At 53.1% G+C, this 20,014-nt stretch carries 19 protein-coding genes; 12 read left to right on the top strand and 7 right to left on the bottom strand.

Annotated features, from left to right (window positions below; all coding sequences use genetic code 11):
• Positions 1-107 precede the first annotated feature (107 nt).
• The 4 genes from yihA to NAI64_RS06860 all read right to left on the bottom strand — a co-directional run bounded on the left by yihA (position 108) and on the right by NAI64_RS06860 (position 4,811).
• Positions 108-773: a ribosome biogenesis GTP-binding protein YihA/YsxC gene (yihA, locus tag NAI64_RS06870; protein ID WP_269299057.1), complete on the bottom strand. Its 666-nt coding sequence runs from the start codon at positions 771-773 to the stop codon at positions 108-110.
• Between the two features lie 52 nt (positions 774-825).
• Positions 826-2,118, bottom strand: a complete 1,293-nt coding sequence (lysA, locus tag NAI64_RS06865; protein ID WP_269299055.1) for a diaminopimelate decarboxylase — start codon at positions 2,116-2,118, stop codon at positions 826-828.
• A gap of 5 nt (positions 2,119-2,123) precedes the next feature.
• Positions 2,124-2,351, bottom strand: coding sequence for an LPS translocon maturation chaperone LptM (lptM, locus tag NAI64_RS09100; protein ID WP_407946919.1), 228 nt, complete (start codon positions 2,349-2,351; stop codon positions 2,124-2,126).
• Positions 2,352-2,450: 99 nt separating this feature from the next.
• Positions 2,451-4,811 carry a penicillin-binding protein 1A gene (locus NAI64_RS06860; protein ID WP_269299053.1) on the bottom strand — a complete coding sequence of 787 codons (2,361 nt, stop codon included), beginning with the start codon at positions 4,809-4,811 and terminating at the stop codon, positions 2,451-2,453.
• A gap of 170 nt (positions 4,812-4,981) precedes the next feature.
• On the opposite strand from NAI64_RS06860, the gene aroKB reads away from it, so the two are divergent.
• Both aroKB and NAI64_RS06850 read left to right on the top strand, forming a co-directional pair.
• On the top strand, positions 4,982-6,673 hold the full coding sequence (gene aroKB / locus NAI64_RS06855) for a bifunctional shikimate kinase/3-dehydroquinate synthase AroKB (protein WP_269299052.1): 1,692 nt from the start codon (positions 4,982-4,984) through the stop codon (positions 6,671-6,673).
• A gap of 20 nt (positions 6,674-6,693) precedes the next feature.
• Positions 6,694-7,827 (top strand): deoxyguanosinetriphosphate triphosphohydrolase, encoded by a 1,134-nt coding sequence (locus NAI64_RS06850; protein WP_269299050.1) that lies wholly within the window; start codon positions 6,694-6,696, stop codon positions 7,825-7,827.
• 5 nt (positions 7,828-7,832) lie between these two features.
• On the opposite strand, the gene xseA is transcribed toward NAI64_RS06850, so the two are convergent.
• Together xseA and NAI64_RS06840 are read right to left on the bottom strand one after the other, a co-directional pair.
• A complete protein-coding gene (gene xseA, locus NAI64_RS06845; protein ID WP_269299048.1) occupies positions 7,833-9,182 on the bottom strand; it encodes an exodeoxyribonuclease VII large subunit in 1,350 nt (449 codons plus the stop codon).
• 65 nt (positions 9,183-9,247) lie between these two features.
• Positions 9,248-9,826: a DUF2889 domain-containing protein gene (locus NAI64_RS06840; RefSeq protein ID WP_269299047.1), complete on the bottom strand. Its 579-nt coding sequence runs from the start codon at positions 9,824-9,826 to the stop codon at positions 9,248-9,250.
• Positions 9,827-10,074: 248 nt separating this feature from the next.
• On the opposite strand from NAI64_RS06840, the gene recA reads away from it, so the two are divergent.
• Both recA and recX read left to right on the top strand, forming a co-directional pair.
• Positions 10,075-11,136, top strand: a complete 1,062-nt coding sequence (gene recA / locus NAI64_RS06835; protein WP_269299046.1) for a recombinase RecA — start codon at positions 10,075-10,077, stop codon at positions 11,134-11,136.
• A 37-nt stretch (positions 11,137-11,173) separates the two neighbouring features.
• On the top strand, positions 11,174-11,635 hold the full coding sequence (recX, locus tag NAI64_RS06830; RefSeq protein WP_269299045.1) for a recombination regulator RecX: 462 nt from the start codon (positions 11,174-11,176) through the stop codon (positions 11,633-11,635).
• Positions 11,636-11,644: 9 nt separating this feature from the next.
• Here the strand turns inward: recX and lgt are convergent, their stop codons facing one another.
• Positions 11,645-12,454 carry a prolipoprotein diacylglyceryl transferase gene (gene lgt, locus NAI64_RS06825; RefSeq protein ID WP_269299043.1) on the bottom strand — a complete coding sequence of 270 codons (810 nt, stop codon included), beginning with the start codon at positions 12,452-12,454 and terminating at the stop codon, positions 11,645-11,647.
• Positions 12,455-12,670: 216 nt separating this feature from the next.
• Here lgt and ilvD point away from each other — a divergent pair, with 216 nt between their 5' ends.
• The 8 genes from ilvD to adk all read left to right on the top strand — a co-directional run bounded on the left by ilvD (position 12,671) and on the right by adk (position 19,977).
• The gene (gene ilvD / locus NAI64_RS06820) at positions 12,671-14,521 is read left to right on the top strand and encodes a dihydroxy-acid dehydratase (protein WP_269299041.1); all 1,851 of its coding nucleotides are present in this window, start codon (positions 12,671-12,673) and stop codon (positions 14,519-14,521) included.
• A gap of 132 nt (positions 14,522-14,653) precedes the next feature.
• Complete coding sequence (gene argH, locus NAI64_RS06815) at positions 14,654-16,051, top strand: argininosuccinate lyase (protein ID WP_269299039.1); 1,398 nt, start codon at positions 14,654-14,656, stop codon at positions 16,049-16,051.
• A gap of 71 nt (positions 16,052-16,122) precedes the next feature.
• Positions 16,123-16,731 (top strand): MotA/TolQ/ExbB proton channel family protein, encoded by a 609-nt coding sequence (locus NAI64_RS06810; RefSeq protein ID WP_269299037.1) that lies wholly within the window; start codon positions 16,123-16,125, stop codon positions 16,729-16,731.
• 15 nt (positions 16,732-16,746) lie between these two features.
• Complete coding sequence (locus NAI64_RS06805) at positions 16,747-17,172, top strand: ExbD/TolR family protein (protein ID WP_269299035.1); 426 nt, start codon at positions 16,747-16,749, stop codon at positions 17,170-17,172.
• Positions 17,173-17,233: 61 nt separating this feature from the next.
• The gene (gene lpxK / locus NAI64_RS06800; RefSeq protein ID WP_331282618.1) at positions 17,234-18,235 is read left to right on the top strand and encodes a tetraacyldisaccharide 4'-kinase; all 1,002 of its coding nucleotides are present in this window, start codon (positions 17,234-17,236) and stop codon (positions 18,233-18,235) included.
• The gene (locus tag NAI64_RS06795; protein WP_269299034.1) at positions 18,216-18,422 is read left to right on the top strand and encodes a Trm112 family protein; all 207 of its coding nucleotides are present in this window, start codon (positions 18,216-18,218) and stop codon (positions 18,420-18,422) included. Before lpxK ends, NAI64_RS06795 begins: the two co-directional genes overlap by 20 nt.
• Positions 18,419-19,186, top strand: coding sequence for a 3-deoxy-manno-octulosonate cytidylyltransferase (gene kdsB / locus NAI64_RS06790; RefSeq protein ID WP_269299032.1), 768 nt, complete (start codon positions 18,419-18,421; stop codon positions 19,184-19,186). Before NAI64_RS06795 ends, kdsB begins: the two co-directional genes overlap by 4 nt.
• A 134-nt stretch (positions 19,187-19,320) precedes the next feature.
• Positions 19,321-19,977, top strand: a complete 657-nt coding sequence (gene adk, locus NAI64_RS06785; protein ID WP_269299030.1) for an adenylate kinase — start codon at positions 19,321-19,323, stop codon at positions 19,975-19,977.
• The last annotated feature ends 37 nt before the right edge of the window (positions 19,978-20,014 follow it).

Raw genomic sequence — 20,014 nt, 5'->3', positions numbered from 1 at the left:
TTGCAAGATGTTTTTATGCAGACATGATAACGAAACAGAGCTGCAAATTTCTGTAAAAAACGTGCATGAGAGAAATCGTAAAATCCGGGACGTGAATGGCGGGCCGGTCATGAAGAAGCGGACGCGAGACCCAGAATGCTGCTAGTGGCTTTTTCCAGTCCGCTGCGTTTCAAGGAAGAGAAAAGCTGCGCCGAAAACGGAAAAGGAACGCCTTTTTCATCAACATAGCTTGCGAGAATGGTATTGACCTGTTTCAGGGCATTGGAAGACTCGCTGCGGTTTAGCTTGTCGGATTTTGTCAACAGACAGTGAACAGGTTTTCCGGTCGGCGCGAACCATTCGAGCAATTCGATGTCGAGCGGCTGGAATGGGTGACGTGCATCCATTACAAGTACCAGTCCCTTGAGTTGCTCACGTGTCATCAGGTAGTCGCCAAGCAGTTTTTGCCAGTGATTTTTTGCCGCACCCGAGACCTGTGCATAACCGTAGCCCGGAAGATCGACCAGAAACAATTCAATTTCACGAGGATTGACCGGATCATGGCGATGTTGCGCCACGTGGCCGCCACCGACGGAGAAAAAATTGATATGCTGGGTTCGCCCGGGTGTTCTTGAAGCGAAAGCCAGTCCTTTCTGGTTGCACAAGGTATTGATGGCGGAGGATTTTCCCGCGTTGGAGCGACCGACAAAGGCAATTTCCGGTACGTCAAGGCGAGGCAAATCGCGCAAATGGTTTGCCGTTTTGAAAAAGCGCGCTTGCCACAGTTTTGACATGATGACTCCGGTTATGCGGGACCGGGAATGTCCCGCGGGGTAGTAAGACAGTTCAGGATACGACGGTTTCCAGTGCAAAAAGTTCTTCTGTACGTTCACGTCTGCGTATCAGATGGATTTTCCCGTTCGCGACAAGAATTTCAGCTGCGCGGCCACGCGAATTGTAGTTGGAAGACATGGCCATGCCATAGGCGCCGGCACTCATGATCGCCAACAAGTCGCCTTCCTCAATGGCCAGTTCACGCTGTCTGGCCAGCCAGTCGCCTGATTCACAAATCGGACCGACGATATCGTATGAGGTGGTTTTGCCGGAGCGTTGCGTGACAGGCAAGACACCATGCCATGCTTCGTAGAGTGAAGGACGCATCAGATCGTTCATTGCACCATCGACGATAGCGAAATGTTTTTCCGCATTGGTTTTCAGGTATTGGACTTCTGTAAGCAGGATGCCCGCATTACCTGAAATGGAACGGCCTGGTTCAAACACCATGGTGAAAGGCATACCGGGATATCTGGCTTTCTTCCAGGCCGAGATACGATGAAAAACACGGTCGATATAGTCCGCAACAGGGACAGGACGTTCACTGTCATAAGTGATGCCGATACCACCGCCGATATCGATGTGATGCAGTTCGATACCATGTTGTGCAAGACGGTCGAACAAATCGGTCAGTTTGTCCAGCGCTTCGAGCAGCGGTGCGTCGTCAAGCAGCTGGGAGCCGATATGGCAATCAATGCCTGTGATCGCGATATGCGGCATTTTGGCAGCGGTCAGGTAACTGTCCAGTGCTTCCTCATACGGTATGCCGAATTTGTTTTCTTTCAGCCCGGTCGATATGTACGGGTGTGTTTTGGGGTCTACGTTAGGATTGACACGGAAGGATACGCGGGCGGTCTTGCCCATTTCGGAGGCAATCCGGTTGATGCGTTTCAATTCTGCCAGCGATTCGATATTGAAGCAGAGAATGTCATGTTCCAGTGCAAGGCGGATTTCCGCGGCAGTTTTGCCCACACCTGAGAAGATGACTTTGCCGGGATCGCCACCGGCTGCGACGACACGAAGGAGTTCACCGCCGGATACGATATCGAAGCCTGCACCTTCCTGTCCGAGAATATTGAGGATGGCGATGTTGGAATTGGATTTGACCGAATAACAGACCAGTGAACCGATTTCATCCGAATGGTGTGCGTGGCATGCGTCGGCATATTGGCGGTAATGGTCGGTAAAGGCAGCTTTGGAATAGACGTAAAGCGGCGTACCGTATTGCGCAGCCAGTTCATCAAGGCGTACGCCGTCAACGGTCAGGATATCGTTTTGATAATAAAAATGCGTATCGGTTTTCATGATGGTTACGGTAGTGTCGGCAAACTGCCTGGAAGAATGCCCAAAGGCGCTCTTTCCGATTCAGGTTCCTCGGTTTCCGGTTCAGGGAATGTTTGCGGAGTGACAGGTTTGGGTGTCGTATCGGTAGGCGGCAGAATCAGCGCACCTTTTTGCCCGCAGGCACCTAGACCGGCACAGAGGCATCCGGCAAACAGCAAGGTAACAAGCCATCGGAGTTGTCTGAAAAATATCATTTTGTCCAGTTGATTCAAAAGGGCGCATGAACGGCTCAATGCGCAGTGTAACACGTGAACCGGCAGGGCATGACCAATGTCATGGTGTGTGGCCGTATATCAGTCGGCGAAGATTTCATCCATGACATGGTTGTTTTCCGATTCATAGATTCTTTCATAATCTTTCTGGCCGACGCCGATATTGGTGACGATTTTGCCCGGAGGATATTCGGCATAATAGTAATCGCCGTTTTCAAAAATCACACCTGGGGGAGGTGACTTTATTTCAACAGGCATCCCGGAAAGCGCTTTTTGCATGTAGTTGATCCAAACAGGCAGTGCAAGACCGCTGCCAGTTTCTCGTCCGCCCATGTTGCGCGGCTGGTCGAATCCCAGCCATGCCACTGCAACGAGACGGGGATGATAACCGGCAAACCATGCATCGTAGGAGTCGTTTGTCGTACCGGTTTTTCCGGCCAGGTCGGGACGGTTCAGTGAATTGGCTCTGGCGGCAGTCCCGCCCCTGACGACATCCTTGAGCAGTGTATCCATGATGAATGCGTTACGTGCGTCGATAACGCGGTTGTTTTCATCGCCCGCCTTGTCAGGATTCGCTTGTGCAAGTGTTTTGCCGTCGGCGTCGGTGATGTACGAAATGATGTAAGGCTTGATACGGTAGCCACCATTCGCGAAAACGGAGTAAGCGCTTGCCATTTGTAGCGGTGTTACGGAACCTGCACCGAGTGCCAGTGTCAGATAGGGCGGGTTTTTATCTGGATCGAAGCCGAAACGGGTGATGTATTCCTGTCCGTATTGTGCACCGATCTGGTTGAGGATGTGAATCGAAATCATGTTTTTCGATTTCATCAATCCGCGACGCATGGTCATGGGGCCTTCATATCTCGAATCGAAGTTTTTCGGCTTCCATATCTGGCCTCCAGGTTGGCCGGTAAACGACATGGGGGCATCGTTGATGATGCTGGCCGGCGCCAATCCCTTGTCAAGGGAAGCGGAATAAATGAAAGGTTTGAAAGACGAGCCCGGCTGACGCCATGCCTGTGTGACATGGTTGAACTTTTTCTGTGTGAAATCGAATCCGCCGATCAGGGAGCGGATGGCACCGTCGTTCGGATCAAGCGATACAAAGGCAGCCTCGATCTGCGGCATTTGCACGATGCTCCAGTTGTTTGCTGCATCCTGCATGACGCGTATGATGGCACCGCGCCGAATCTGGCCGTTGCCGCTTGCATTCTGGCCCAGACGCGACGCGGCAAAAGCGAGTCCCTTGCCTGTGATGGTGACGGTTTTGCCAGACGAAAGAACTGCATGAACGACATCGCCGGATGCATCCAGCACCACCGCACTCAGTATGCCGTCACTGTCTGGGTAACGTGCGAGTTCATCCTCGATGGCATCGTCGATGGCATCGGGGTCTGACGGTATTTCCATGTATCCTTCAGGGCCACGATAACCGTGCCGCTTGTCATAATCCATCGCGCCGCGCCGGACGGCATGGTAGGCGGCTTCCTGGTCTTTTTGTGTAATGGTGGTATAGACGTTCAGGCCGCGGGTGTAGGTTTCGTCCTTGTACTGGTCATAAATCATCATGCGCACGAGTTCTGCGACATATTGTGCGTGAATATTGAATTCGTTGCGGCTTGTTTTGACTTTGATCGCTTCGTTTTTGGCATTTTCGTATTCCTGTTCCGTGATATAGCCGAGTTGTTTCATGCGGAGCAGGATATAGAGCTGGCGCTGTCTGGCCCGGGTCGGGTTGGTGATCGGGTTGTTGGCAGAAGGCGCCTTCGGCAATCCGGCGAGCATGGCTGCCTCTGCGATGGTGATGTCTTGCAAAGGTTTGCCGAAATAAACTTGTGCGGCCGATGCGAAGCCGAAAGCACGTTGCCCCAGATAGATCTGGTTCAGATAGATTTCTAGAATCTGGTCTTTGGTCAGCGTTTGCTCGATTTTCCATGCCAGGAGGACTTCGTAGAGTTTCCGTTTGAATGTCTGCTCGCTGGTCAAAAAGAAGTTGCGTGCGACTTGCTGGGTGATGGTCGATGCACCCTGTCTGTTTCTGCTGACCAGATTGTGAAGCGCCGCGCGCAAAATGCCGATGTAATCGACACCACCATGCTGGTAGAAACGGTCATCCTCGATGGCGAGGACGGCTTTTTTCATGACATCGGGAATCTGGTTGATGCGAACCAGACTGCGTCGTTCTTCACCGAATTCGCCGATCAGGACGCGGTCCGCTGTATAAATGCGCAAGGGCATTTTCGGGTGATAGTCAGTGAGCTGGTCCATCGGTGGCAGTTTCGGATAGATCAGCGTCATGGCCAGTATGACAACGAGTGCACCGGCGAGTATCGCGCAGGCGCCCAGTATCGCGCAACGGATCAGAATACGTACAAGAAACGATCTGCTTATTCGCGTTCCGGAAGAGGGAGGCTGTTCGTTGTTCTGATTCTTGTTAAACATGCTATTCAGCAAAAAAGACAATACGCGCATTATCCATTAAACACGCAATATTAGCACTTAAATATGTAAGTAACTGTTTCAGGATGTATGTGTGAGCCTGCAAAAGAATTGCGATTGCGAGGGGATATATCTGATATATTCGGCAATACGGAAACGATAGTTATTTTTTTATGCAACAGAATATTTTTCTTGTCGGCCTGATGGGTGCTGGCAAGACGACCGTCGGTCGTCTCCTGGCAAAAAGGCTGGGTATGAGATTTGTGGATTCGGATCACGAGATCGAGGCGCGTACCGGCGCCACGATTTCATGGATTTTCGAAATCGAGGGGGAAGAAAGTTTCCGGCGCCGTGAAGTCGAAACGATCAGGGATTTGACCGGACGTTCCGGAGTGGTGCTGGCGACAGGTGGCGGTGCGGTGATTCATCCGGAAAACAGGAAACACCTGAAGGCCAGAGGAACGGTTATTTATCTGCGTGCCAGTGTGAATAATATTTTGCAACGGACCATGCATGATAAAAGCCGTCCGTTGTTGCAAACCGAAAACCGGAAAGAAAAACTGGAAGAATTGGCAAGACAGCGCGATCCCCTGTATCGTGAGGTGGCCGATATTATCGTGGATACAGGCAGGCCCAATGTTCATGCCATGGTGCAGTCGATTATGGCCCAGCTGGCGAATTACCAGAAAGGCCAGACTGCCCGAAAACAGAAAAAACAACCTGCGAACCGCACGAAGAAAGTACAAACGATCATGAAAAACAGCGATACTCATCTTGAAGTCGATCTCGGCGAACGCAGTTATCCGATCGAAATCGGCGCCGACCTGCTGACGGACACGGCTTTGCTGGGCAGGCTGATTTCCGGCAAGCGCATCGTCATCATCACCAATACAGTCGTTGCGCCGCTTTATCTGGAAACATTGACTCGTTCGCTCGAAGCGGCTGGCAAAACGGTACAGTCGCTTGTTTTGCCAGATGGCGAAAAGGAGAAAAACTGGACCAGCCTGATGAAAATATTCGATTTTCTGATGGAGCACAAATGCGACCGGAAGACGACGCTGGTGGCACTGGGTGGCGGTGTGATCGGCGACATGACGGGATATGCAGCGGCAAGTTTCATGCGAGGGGTGCCTTTCGTACAGGTGCCGACGACGTTGTTGGCCGAAGTGGATTCGTCGGTGGGCGGCAAGACGGGAATCAATCATCCGCTCGGCAAAAACATGATCGGGGCGTTTTACCAGCCCGAGGCAGTGATTGCCGATACCAAAACACTGGATACGTTGCCGGATCGTGAACTGGTCGCCGGGCTGGCGGAAGTGATCAAGTATGGCGCAATTATCGACATGCCGTTTTTCGAATGGCTGGAAGACCATATCGGCAACTTGCTGGCACGCGACAGGGATGCGCTGGCTTATGCCATTCGTCGTTCGTGCGAGATCAAGGCCGATATCGTGCGTCAGGATGAGCGTGAAAGTACGGGATTGAGGGCGATACTGAATTTCGGACATACTTTCGGACATGCGATAGAGGCAGGACTGGGGTATGGGGAATGGCTACATGGCGAGGCGGTAGGTTGCGGCATGGTGATGGCGGCAGATCTGTCATGTCGCATGGGCTGGCTGGACGCGACTTTGCGGGACCGGATCCGTGCATTGGTGGAAAAAGCGGGTTTGCCGGTCGTGTCGCCTGCGCTGGGAACGGAACGCTGGATCGGATTGATGCAGGTCGACAAGAAAAATGCAGGCGGTGAAATCCAGTTCGTGTTGCTCAAGACGTTGGGTGAAGCAGTGGTGACCCCTGTGCCGATGGATTTGCTGAGTGCCACACTTCGTGAAAGTTCCGCTGCTGGCCAGGAGAGTGTCTGATCTGAAAGAAAGGAAACCGCATGGGATCTCCGAAACTGGCCGTTTATGCATGCGATCCTGCGGTTTCGCGAGGGCGCCGCTTTGCGGAACCTTCCGATATATCGCGTACCGAATATCAGCGTGATCGGGACAGGATCGTACATTCCGGCGCATTCAGACGTCTGGAATACAAGACGCAGGTTTTCGTCAATCATGAGGGCGATCTGTTCCGGACACGCCTGACACACAGTATTGAAGTGGCACAAATCGCACGGTCGGTCGCGCGCAATCTGTCGTTGAACGAGGATCTGACGGAGGCCATATCGCTGGCGCATGATCTGGGACATACGCCGTTTGGTCATGCCGGTCAGGATGCGCTCAATGCCTGTATGAAAAACTATGGCGGGTTCGAGCACAATTTGCAGAGCCTGCGTGTCGTGGATATGCTCGAGGAGCGGTATGGCGCATTTGACGGGCTGAACCTGACTTATGAGACGCGTGAGGGGATTCTCAAGCATTGCGATACGGCAACTGCGCAGCGGTTGGGCGATGTGGGACAGCGTTTTCTGGAAAACCGGCGGCCTTCGCTGGAAGCGCAGCTGGCCAATATGGCCGACGAGATCGCCTATAACAATCATGATGTGGATGATGGCTTGCGTTCCGGATTGCTTTCAGTGAAGCAGCTGATGGATGTCGGGTTGTTTGCCCGTTTCTGGAAAGAGGTTCATCTGGCGATGCCGGATATTACCGAACGGCGTGCCATTCACGAAACGATACGGAGGATGATCAGTGCACTGATTTGCGATCTGACCCAAACGTCCATGGCCCGGATACGTGATGCCGATCCACGGTCGGTCGATGATGTTCGTGATGCCGAACCGCTGATTGCGTTTTCCGATGTCATGGCAAGCGAATCCGGGATACTGAAACAGTTTCTGTTCGAGCATTTGTACCGGCATCATCAGGTCAACCGGATGACCAGCAAGGCACGTCGTATCGTGCGCAAACTTTTCTCGATTTTTATGGAAGAACCTCAGTTGCTTGCTCCGGAATATCGTTCTGCCAGTCGTGACGAATATGAGCAGGCACGCAAAATAGCCGACTATATTGCCGGCATGACGGATCGCTATGCCATGCGGCAGTATCGGCTTTTGTTTGAAATAGAAGGGGTTTGATCGTTTTATTCGATGGCGTCCTGAACCGATTCGATTCGGATTTGTGCAGTTCCGCTTGCCAGACGGACCGATACTGGCGCATGTATGGGAAGTTGTTCGGGAGAACGGATGATTTGGCCTTCCGTGTCGGTCATGATGGCATAGCCCCGTTCGAGAGTCCGTTGCGGACTGAGCAGTTCGAGTTGTGCGGATAGGGACTGGATGTTTTTGCGGTGGTTTGTCAGCTGTGCGGCCATCGTTCGTGCCAGCAAGTCCTGCAGATGCGAAAGACGGGTATGCAGTGGCACGGTGTCAGGCAATTGTGCCTTGAGTCGGGTGCGCATGTTCGCCAGCTCGTGTCGCCATGCAGCCAGTGTGTTTGTACCGGTATGAGCCAACCGGGTGGCCAGTGTCTGGGATTTGAGGCGTTCGCTCGTGATGTAGGTGGATGGGCTGATCAGTCTTCTCGAAAACGAATCGGTTTCCTGCATCGTCTTTTCCAGACGCCGTTTCATGGCGTACTTGAGTTTGCCGGCTTGTGTGGACAGCCATTCCATCCAGTCGTCTCGCGCACGTGCAGCCAGTTCGGCAGCCCCTGTCGGTGTGGGTGCACGCAAATCGGATACGAAATCCGCGATTGTGAAATCGGTTTCATGGCCGATACCGGAAATGGTCGGTATCGTGCAGTTGGCGATGGCACGTGCGACATTTTCGTTGTTGAAGCTCCACAGATCTTCAATGCTGCCGCCCCCGCGGCAGATCAGCAATACGTCGCATTCCGCCCGTTCGGACGCTGTTTCGATGGCTTGTACGATGGCTGCAGGTGCGTCGGCGCCCTGAACTGCTGCAGGATACAGAATGACCGAAATATGCGGCGCTCTTCTGTATAGTGTTGTCAGAATATCCCGCAAGGCAGCCGCTTTCGGGCTGGTGACGATACCGATGGTACGTGCCAGTAATGGAAGCGGACGTTTGCGACTCTGCTCGAACAGTCCTTCTGCTTCCAGTTTTGCTTTCAAGCGCAAAAAGGCTTCGTACAGGCTGCCTGCTCCTGCGTGGCGGATGGCTTCGGCATTGAGCTGGAAGTCGCCACGGGGTGTGTATAGCGATACGGTTGCACGAACTTCGACATGGTCGCCATTACGCGGTATGAAATTCGCCAGTTGGGCGCGATTTCTGAACATGACGACCCGGACTTGCGCTTTGTCATCCTTGAGCGTGAAGTACCAGTGTCCGGATGCGGCTCGCGTGAAGTTTGAGATCTCGCCGGATATCCACAGTAGCGGAATGCTTTGCGTGAGCAGATTAGCGACGATGCCGTTGAGTTCGGTGACACTTAATACGGGTGACGAGGAAGCAATGCGGCTGGATGGCATATGACGTTTCCCGAAGGGGACGGACTGTGCGGCAGACGCTTGTACAGGGGCAAGCCGTGTACAGGTCACGATTGTTTGTCGTGTTCGGCGTGAATGGACCAGACAGGATAAAATTTCTCGACGGCCGGTCCGGATGTATCCATGCAATGACACTGGTCCAGATGGAACGGTCGTTCGCCTGCTTTCTGGAAGGCTGCCTTGACACGCGCTTCTTCCTCGCCGAAGACGAATACCTGCATCGCAACGGATGGAATGGCTTCGGCCAGTTCATTCATATGGGTGCAACCGTTGATTCCCTTGAACCTGTCGTGAAGTTCATGGCGGAAATGATGAAGAACGTTCAGCCCGATCAGTTGTTTGTACCGTGAATGGATGTTTTCGCAGTAACCTTCGAACGGAACATCGTCGAATGCCACATGGGCATCCACAACGGTGCCTTGCGCATTGATCGTCAGGCGTATCCACAGGTTGTGCAAAGGACGTTTGGCAGGAATGACGATCGAGGTAAGAAACAGTTCATGCGTCTTGACATCGGTAAAATGGGCGTCGATATCCCATAACTCGTCGTCCCGATAGAAAAACTGTACCTGGATGGTTCTGGTGTGTTTCAGAACACGTTTGGGGGTTGCTGATGGCAATGGCATAAATGTTCGCACTTACTACATATACAGTTACCGTCAGAACAGTTGCCAACGTCTTCGCCTTGAAACAACCGCTCGCATACGGTGTTGGCGATATTATAGCTGAAAAGCCATATCCTTTTAAAGGAGACAGAACGATAATAAATTTTGATCGTTGTCCGCAAATAGTACATTTTTTTTCAAAATTACTGTTAATATATACAGGCATATGATCTTGAATTTTTATTGGCAGTCTAAACGGAAAGAATCTTATGGACGATAACAAAACCGCATCCAGTCAGGAAAAGAGCAAGGCACTGTCCATGGCGCTGGCTCAGATTGAGAAACAGTTCGGCAAGGGGTCTATCATGCGCATGGCGCCCGGCGTGGTGGTAGAGGAAATTCCTACGGTCTCGACCGGTTCGCTTGGTCTGGATATCGCACTGGGCGTTGGAGGTTTGCCGCGTGGACGGGTTATCGAGATCTACGGGCCTGAATCGTCAGGGAAAACGACGCTGACGTTGCAGGTCATTGCGGAAATGCAGAAGATCGGGGGCACTTGCGCGTTTATCGATGCGGAACATGCGCTCGATGTCGGGTATGCCCAGAAACTGGGGGTACATTTGCCGGATTTGCTGATTTCGCAGCCGGATACCGGAGAGCAGGCGCTCGAAATTACGGATGCACTGGTTCGTTCCGGTGGCGTCGATCTGATTGTGATCGATTCGGTGGCCGCACTGACGCCGAAAGCGGAAATCGAGGGGGATATGGGTGATGCGTTGCCGGGTCTTCAGGCCAGACTGATGTCGCAGGCATTGCGCAAGCTGACCGGCAGTATCAAGAAAAACAACACAACTGTCATTTTCATCAACCAGATCAGAATGAAGATCGGGGTGATGTTCGGCAATCCGGAAACCACGACAGGGGGCAATGCGCTGAAGTTTTATTCTTCTGTCCGTCTGGATATCCGTCGTACGGGTTCGATCAAGTCGGGTGACGAAGTGATCGGTAGCGAAACGCGCGTGAAAGTGGTCAAGAACAAGACTGCACCGCCGTTCAAGGAAGCGTATTTCGATATCCTGTATGGCGAGGGGACGTCACGTGAAGGGGAAATTCTCGATTTGGGCTCTGAGGCGAAAATCGTGGAAAAGGCAGGTTCATGGTACAGCTACAACGGAGAGCGGATCGGGCAAGGAAAGGATAATGCTCGCAATTATTTGCGCACGCATCCGAAACTGGCGCGTGAAATCGAGAATCGGGTCAGGGTGTTCTATGGCGTTCGTGAGTTGCCTGCTTTGCAGGATGATGCCGGTAGTGAATCACCGGAGGCATGATGTGTCGTTCAGCCGGTGAGAGGATATCGGAACGGGCATGCTGAGACAGAAATTGACGTTGAAGGCTCGGGCATTGCGTTATTTGTCCATTCGTGAGTACAGTCCGGCTGAACTGGAACGCAAACTGCAGCCTTATGCAGCGGAAGGTGACGATCTGGCTGCATTGCTGGCGTGGTTAAAGGAACGCGGTTTCTTGTCCGAGACGCGTTTTGTCGAAACATATGTCCGGCGGCAGTCTGCGCGCTATGGAAATGCGCGCGTGCTGATGGAACTGGAGCGGCACGGGGTTTCCGGTTCGGCGTTGTCTCATGCGGAAGCGGAATTGCAAGACAGTGAGTTCGAACGGGCACAGTCTGTCTGGAAGAAAAAATTCGGTACCGCGCCGTCTGATATGCGCGAAAAGGCGCGTCAATTCCGTTTCTTGCAGCAGAGGGGCTTTTCCGGAACGGTCATCAGAAAAGTGTTGAAAGACGCGGATTTTTCCGATGACGAGCGATGAAAGGGCGGGTTACCGCCCTTTTTTGCGGGCTGCATATGCGTAGGACAGATACAGTGCGAACAGCCCGATGAGGATCATGGGGACCGAGAGCATTTGTCCTGCGGAAATGGTGATGCCAGCAAAGGAAACTTCGTAGTCGGGGGTGCGGAAATATTCCGTCAGGAAACGTGCTGCACCGTACAGAAAGGCATACATGGCACTGACCGCGCCAAGCGGGCGTTCCTTGCGTGCGTAAATCCAGATCAGGATGAATATCAGCACGCCATCCACCAGTGCTTGATAAAGCGGTGACGGATGGCGGGGCAACATGTCGACATTCGGCCAGATCATGGCCCAGGGCAGCGAAGGATCGGCGACTCTGCCGGGTAATTCGGCATTGATGAAATTGCCCAGTCGTCCGGCTGCGTATCCCAGCGGTATCAGTGGGGCGATCAGGTCAAGTGTCGCAAGGATATTCCGGTGGTTTTTGCGGCACCACAGCCATGCGGCGATGACGACGCCAAGACAACCGCCGTGGTAAGACATGCCGCCGTGCCAGACGGCGAATATCTGGGATGGATGGGAAAAGAAATAGGACGGGTTATAGAAGAGCACCTCGCCCAGTCGTCCGCCGATGATGACGCCGAGCACGCCGTAAAAGAGCATGTCGTCCAGGTTTTTTGTTGTCCAGCCCGCCTGCATGATATGCGGCTGTTTCAGCCGTATGCGGCCCAGAACCGAAAACAGGATGAAGGCCAGCAAATACATGAGGCCGTACCAGTGGACGGCAAGCGGTCCGATAGAAAAGGCGACCGGGTCGGGTAATGGGTGTACGAGCATATTCGTTGGGTTGGACGGATTGACATCCAGGCTTTTTTACAAGGGTTGAATTTTGGCACAAGTTAAGGTTTTTTGGCGGTCTGTGCGCAAATAAAACGGTCTTTTTGACTACCGGATGCCGAGAGGATGTGCAGAAAGGTGCAGACTTTCTGGTGTTTACTTTCCGATTTCGTGTCAAAATATTCCGTTATCGCAAAATAAATGGGAGATTTTCACATGCCTCAATATCGTTCCTGGACTTCGACTCACGGAAGGAATATGGCCGGTGCACGTGCGCTGTGGCGTGCAACAGGCGTCAAAGACGGCGATTTCGACAAACCGATCATTGCGGTGGTCAATTCGTTTACCCAGTTTGTACCCGGACACGTGCATTTGAAGGATCTGGGACAATTGGTCGCCCGCGAGATCGAGGCGGCAGGCGGCATTGCCAAGGAATTCAATACCATCGCCGTGGATGACGGTATCGCCATGGGGCATGGCGGGATGTTGTATTCGTTGCCGTCACGTGAATTGATCGCCGATTCGGTCGAATATATGGTGAATGCACATTGTGCTGATGCCATGGTCTGCATTTCCAATTGCGACAAGATCACTCCGGGAATGCTGATGGCATCGTTGAGGTTGAACATTCCGACGATTTTCGTCTCCGGTGGCCCCATGGAAGCCGGCAAGCTCATGGGGGTTACGCAAGGTCAGAAGGTCATCAAGGTTGATCTGATCGATGCAATGATCCAGGCGGGCAATCCGAACAACAGCGACGAAGTGGTGATGGATTACGAACGGTCTGCTTGTCCGACGTGCGGTTCCTGTTCCGGCATGTTCACCGCCAATTCGATGAATTGCCTGATGGAAGCGCTGGGCATGGCGCTCCCCGGAAACGGTACGCTTCTGGCGACGCATGCCGATCGCAAGGAATTGTTCCTGCAAGCGGCACGCAAGATTGTGGAAATCACCAAACGGTATTATGAACAGGACGATGCTTCCGTATTGCCGAGAAGTATCGTGACCAAGTCTGCGCTGGAAAACGCCATGGCGCTGGATGTGGCCATGGGCGGTTCGACCAATACGGTGCTGCATTTGCTGGCAGCGGCCAACGAAGGGGAAATCCCGTTCGTGATGGCCGATATCGACAGGGTTTCGCGTCGCGTTCCATGCCTGTGCAAAGTGTCTCCTGCCACGCATGATTACTATGTCGAGGATGTCCATCGTGCAGGCGGGATTCTGGGGATCATGGCCGAACTGAACCGCGCCGGACTGATCGATCCGTCCACGAGGACGGTTTATGGTACGACGCTGGGTGATGCGATCGGCAAATATGATGTGATGACGACGCAGGACGAAGCAGTCCGTACCTTGTACAAGGCAGCTCCGGGTGGCGTCAGAACACAGGAAGCGTTCTCGCAGAATGCCCGTCATGCCGATCTGGATCTGGATCGTGTGTCGGGATGTATCCGTGACAGGGCACATGCCTATACGCAGGATGGCGGTCTGGCGGTATTGCATGGCAATATTGCGGAAAACGGTTGTATCGTGAAGACGGCGGGGGTTGATGCCAGCATCATGCAATTTACCGGCAAGGCGCGGATTTTCGAAAGTCAGGAAGATACGGTCGAAGCGATTCTGGGTGACCGGATTCATCCTGGCGATGTCATCATTGTCCGTTATGAAGGACCGAAAGGCGGTCCGGGCATGCAGGAAATGCTGTATCCGACGTCCTATATCAAATCGAAAGGCTTGGGGACATCCTGCGCCTTGTTTACGGACGGACGTTTTTCTGGCGGTTCTTCCGGTCTGGTGATCGGTCATGCTTCCCCGGAAGCGGCATCGGGCGGCGCCATCGGTCTGATCGAGGAAGGCGACGAAATCGAAATCGATATTCCGGCACGTCGCATTCATCTGAAAGTATCGGATGACGAACTGAAAAAACGTCGTGAAAAAATGGAAGCCAAAGGCACCAATGCATGGAAACCGCTCAATCGCAAGCGTCAGGTTTCCAAGGCATTGCAGATGTATGCCGCCATGGCGACATCGGCAGATCGTGGCGCTGTCAGGGATATTTCCAGATAAGCGTCGTAAGCAGGTTATGGAAATCCCCGCCTCGTGCGGGGATTTTCTTAGGTGCTGCCGGAAAGTGTCTGTGTCTTGTCGTGGTTTTGTACGGCTTGTTCTATAATCCAGCCTATTCAACGGGATTTTATTATGAGCGAACAATCTTCTATGAAAAGTGATGTCTGGTCCGGCCGTTTTTCGGAACCGGTTGATGAATTGGTGCAACGCTATACGGCGTCGGTCACTTTCGACAAACGACTGGCTGAGTTCGATATTCAGGGGTCGCTGGCGCATGCGGAGATGTTGTGTGCGCAAAAGATACTGAGCGAACAGGATTATGCCGATATCCAGCGTGGACTGGCGCAGATACGCGAGGAAGTCAGGTCTGGACGTTTCGACTGGCAGATCGGTCTGGAAGACGTGCATATGAATATCGAACGCCGTCTGACCGATCTGATTGGCGATGCAGGCAAGCGTTTGCATACCGGCCGTTCGAGAAACGATCAGGTAGCGACGGATATCCGTTTGTATTTGCGTGCGGCGATCGATGATATCGACCATCTGTTGCGCCGGATGTGTCATGCACTGATCGATCTGGCTGAACGCCATTACAGTACGATCCTTCCGGGGTTCACGCATATGCAGGTCGCGCAGCCGGTGACGTTCGGCCATCATTTGCTGGCTTATGCGGAAATGTTTTATCGTGATATCGAACGGTTTTCCGATTGCAGACACCGTGTGAACCGCCTGCCGCTGGGAGCTGCCGCGCTGGCTGGTACGACGTTTCCGATCGATCGCGAACGGGTTGCGAAGACGCTTGGTTTCGAGGATGTTTGTCGCAATTCGCTGGATGCGGTTTCCGACCGTGATTTCGCGATCGAGTTTTGTGCCGCTTCCGCGCTGGTCATGACTCATATTTCGCGTCTGTCGGAAGAACTGATTATCTGGATGAGTCCGCGGGTCGGATTCATCGATCTGGCGGATCGCTTCTGTACCGGTTCCTCGATCATGCCGCAAAAGAAAAATCCCGATGTGCCGGAACTGGCCAGAGGCAAGACGGGTAGGGTCAACGGACATCTTGTCGGATTGCTGACGCTGATGAAAGGACAACCGCTGGCTTACAACAAGGATAATCAGGAAGACAAGGAGCCGTTGTTCGATACGGTGGATACGGTGACCGATACCTTGCGTATTTTCGCCGATATGATCGGTGCCGTTACCGTACGGCACGAAATGATGCGTCAGGCTGCATTGCAGGGGTATGCGACGGCGACGGATCTGGCCGATTATCTGGTGAAAAAAGGCTTGCCTTTCCGCGATGCGCATGAAGCGGTTGCCAGGGCCGTGCGCTACTGTGTCGAAAAGGGATGCGATCTGAGTGAATTGACACTGGAACAGATGCGCATGTTTTCCGATCTGATTGAATCCGATGTGCTGAAGATTCTGACGCTGGAAGGTTCTGTCGGTGCGCGGGATCATATCGGTGGAACCGCGCCGGCACAGGTGAAAAAGGCTATTGCCGCACTGAAAGACAGGTTGGGCCTGTAAGGGGGCGGGCAGGTGCCGTTTACGGCACCTGCCCGGGCAAAATAGGCAAACGCATTCGTTGGGAGGCCAATGTGTTTTATATCATTCAGGCAGCCGGATGGCCGATCTGGCTGTTGCTGATTGCATCGGTTATCGCACTGGCGCTGATTATCGAGCGGCTCTGGTATTTGAGACGCAAGAGGATTTTGCCGGACGGGTTGCTCGATCAGGTGATTCGCGATTATCGTGACGGCCGTGTCGACAATATGGCCATTTCTCGTATTGAAAAAAGCTCTCCGCTGGGAATCGTGCTCGCGACGGGATTGCAACATGCCGATGTTTCGCGTGACGATATGCGCGAGGCGATGGAAGACGCCGGCCGTACGGCAGCGTTGCAGATGGAGCGTTTTCTGACGACGATCGGGACGATTGCGACGCTGGCGCCGCTGATGGGACTGTTCGGAACAGTCGTCGGGATGATCGAGATTTTCGGCTCGCAAAGCGCTGTGGGGTCGAATCCGGCCGAGCTGGCGCATGGTATTTCCGTCGCTTTGTACAACACCGGTTTCGGCTTGCTGATCGCGATGCCGACGCTGGTTTTTTACCGTCATTTCAGGGCGCTGGTGGACAGTTTTCTGATCGAGATGGAAAGGCAGTCATCCCGTCTGGTCGATGTCATTTGTGCGGCACGCCGTTCCTGACAGAGGGGGAAAATCATGAATTTCCGGAAAGGAAAGGCGCATGAGGAACCGGAGATCAACCTGATTCCGTTCATCGATGTGCTGCTGGTGATCCTGATTTTCCTGATGGTGACGACCACATACAGCAAATATTCCGAGTTGCAGGTGACGCTGCCGACTGCGACGGCCGAAAATGTTCCGGATCGGCCGGATGAATTGACGGTGACGGTGGATGCTTCCGGGCGTATTGCGATTGGTCAGGAAACGATCCGGTATGAAAACGCATCGCAACTCGCCTCGGAAATGCGCAAGCGTGCCAGTTTCGATGAAAATGGCAAGGGACCGGTGGTCGTGATTTCCGCCGATGGTGCGGCACGTCACCAGCATATCGTCAATGTGCTGGAAGCGGCCAGACTGGCGGGTCTGGAACGGTTGACGTTCGCGACGGTCAAACCGCAATGAGGTGTCCACCGAAGGAAAGGTATCCTTGAAAACAGTCGAAGTCAGTCATGCGAATTACTGGATGAGCGTCTGGATGCGGCGCGGGCTGGTTGCCAGACTGCTGTGGCCGTTGTCGCTTTTGTTTCGTCTCGTCGTTGCCGTGCGTCGTTTCGGTTATCGCAAGGGCTGGTTCAAGTCGGTGAGATTGCCGGTACCGGTTGTTGTGGTCGGCAATATTTTCGTTGGCGGTACAGGCAAGACACCGGTAGTGATCTGGCTGGTGGATGTCCTGAAAAGGGCCGGGTTCCATCCCGGAGTCATTTCACGTGGGTATGGTGCGTCGGGGAATTTACCTCGTGAGGTATTGCATTCATCAAGGCCGTCAGAAGCAGGTGATGAACCGTTGCTGATCGTACAGAAAACAGGATGCCCACTGGTGGTATGCCGCAATCGCGCAGAAGCAGGGCGGCACCTGCTTTCCCTGCATCCGGAAGTCGATATCATCGTGTCTGACGACGGGATGCAACATTATGCCCTGAAACGCGATGTCGAGATCATGCTTTTCGACAGTCGTGGCGGTGGTAACCAGTGGATGTTGCCGGCAGGTCCCCTGCGGGAGCCGTTGTCCAGAAAAGGGGATTTCACAATCATCAACGGCAGAAATTATCCGTCTCCGGGCAATCCGATTTATACGCCCGAACTGTACAGGATGCAACTGAAGAACGATCGCATCGAACAGCTGGTCGATCGCAATCGCTGTATGCGTCTGGCGGATATGCAGGGCGAGATCGTCGCCGCTGCAGGTATCGGCAATCCGGCGCGTTTTTTCAATACATTGCGTCAGGCGGGGTTGTCGTTTTCAGAGATGCCATTGCCTGATCATTTCGATTTTTCGTTCAATCCGTTTGCGCAGGTACGGGCCGACAGGATTCTGATTACCGAAAAAGATGCGGTGAAGTGTGCGCAGATTGCCGGACTGAAGGATGACGGACGGTTGTGGGTGGTTCCGGTCAGGGCGGAGTTCGATGATAATGAACCGGAACGCCGTATTGTGGAGAAATGTCGTGGATGCCAAATTGCTTGAAATACTGGTGTGTCCATTGTGCAAGGGACCGCTGAAATTCGACAAGGAAAAACAGGAACTGATATGCCGTGCTGACCGGCTGGCGTATCCGATACGGGATGGTATTCCTATCATGTGGGTCGATCAGGCCAGAGCCATCGAACAGTATCCTGAAGCAGAACCGGTAATGACGGGGGATGAAAAATGAAGTCTTTTTATGTGGTGATTCCAGCGAGACTGGCTTCGACCAGATTGCCTAACAAGCCGCTGGCCGATATCGGTGGCAAACCGATGGTTGTCAGGGTGGCGGAGCAGGCACGGTTGTCCGGTGCGCTCGACAGTATTGTCGCGACAGATGACCAGTCCATTGTCGATGCCTGTGCCGGTTTCGGCATTCGTGCGGTGTTGACCAGAAAGGATCATCAGTCAGGAACGGACAGGATCGCGGAAGTTTCCTTGAAGATGGATTGGCCGTTGTCTGCCACGGTAGTCAATGTTCAGGGCGATGAGCCGTTGATTGATCCGGAACTGATCGCGGCGACAGCGGAACGGGTCTCCGATACGGTACCGATGGCGACGGCTGCGCACAGGATGGAGCAGCCGGAAGATATTTTCAATCCCAATTATGTCAAGGTTGTGCTGGATCGTTTCGGCAAGGCGCTTTATTTCTCGCGTGCTCCGATTCCTTGGTATCGGGATGGTTATGCGAAGACGGAAAAGCGTTTTCCTCAACCGTTTGATGCGTTACGGCATATCGGAATTTATGCATTCCGCAATGAGTTTTTGAGGATGTATTCGTCGTTGCCGGTTTCGCCGATTGAACAGACCGAATCGCTGGAACAGTTGCGTGTGCTATGGCATGGCTATGCCATAGCGGTGCATGTCACGGAAAAAATTCCGGAAGCCGGTGTGGATACGATCGAGGATCTGGAGCGGGTTCGGCGTGTTTTCGATTTGCGCGATAGGACATGACAATTATCGAAATTGTCGGCATTCCAATGTAAAATCGAAAATTTGAAAGACGGTATGGTTTGCGGTACCGGAACGCTCTGTGCATTTCGCACGGGCAGTACCGTCGTTTTTTGACATTTTCTAGGAATTTTGCAATGCGTCTTATTTTGTTGGGAGCTCCCGGAGCGGGAAAGGGTACACAGGCTACGTTCATTCGTGAGCAGTATGGTATTCCGCAAATTTCGACGGGTGATATGTTGCGAGCTGCCGTCGCGGCCGGAACGCCGTTGGGTCTTGAAGCCAAGAAAGTAATGGAATCAGGTGGTCTGGTATCGGATGAGCTGATCATCAATCTGGTCAAGGATCGTCTGAAACAGCCGGATTGTGAAAAAGGTTATCTGTTCGACGGTTTCCCGCGTACGATCGGTCAGGCAGAAGCCATGAAAGAGGCAGGTATCGCCATTGATTATGTCGTTGAAATCGATGTGCCGGATGATGTGATCGTTGCCCGTATGAGTGGCCGGCGGGTACATCCTGCGTCGGGACGGACTTACCATGTCGAGTTTTATCCGCCGAAAGTCGAAGGTAAAGATGATGTGACAGGGGAAGATCTGATCATCCGTGATGACGACAAGGAAGAAACGGTCAAGAAGAGATTGGCGGTTTATCACGACCAGACGGAAGTTCTGGTGGATTATTACGGCAAATGGGCTGCATCCGGCGAACCGGGAGCACCGCGTTACCGGAAATTGTCCGGTGTCGGACAGATTGATGCAATACGAGCGAGCATTGTGGATGCGCTGAAACAGTAAAACAGGCTGGGTGGGCATCGACGCGCTTGTCGAACTG

Source organism: Oxalobacter paeniformigenes (assembly GCF_027158465.1).
GTDB lineage: Bacteria > Pseudomonadota > Gammaproteobacteria > Burkholderiales > Burkholderiaceae_D > Oxalobacter > Oxalobacter paeniformigenes.
The sequence above is the reverse complement of the archived record's forward strand: the minus strand, read 5'-3'. Positions and strand labels throughout refer to the sequence as shown.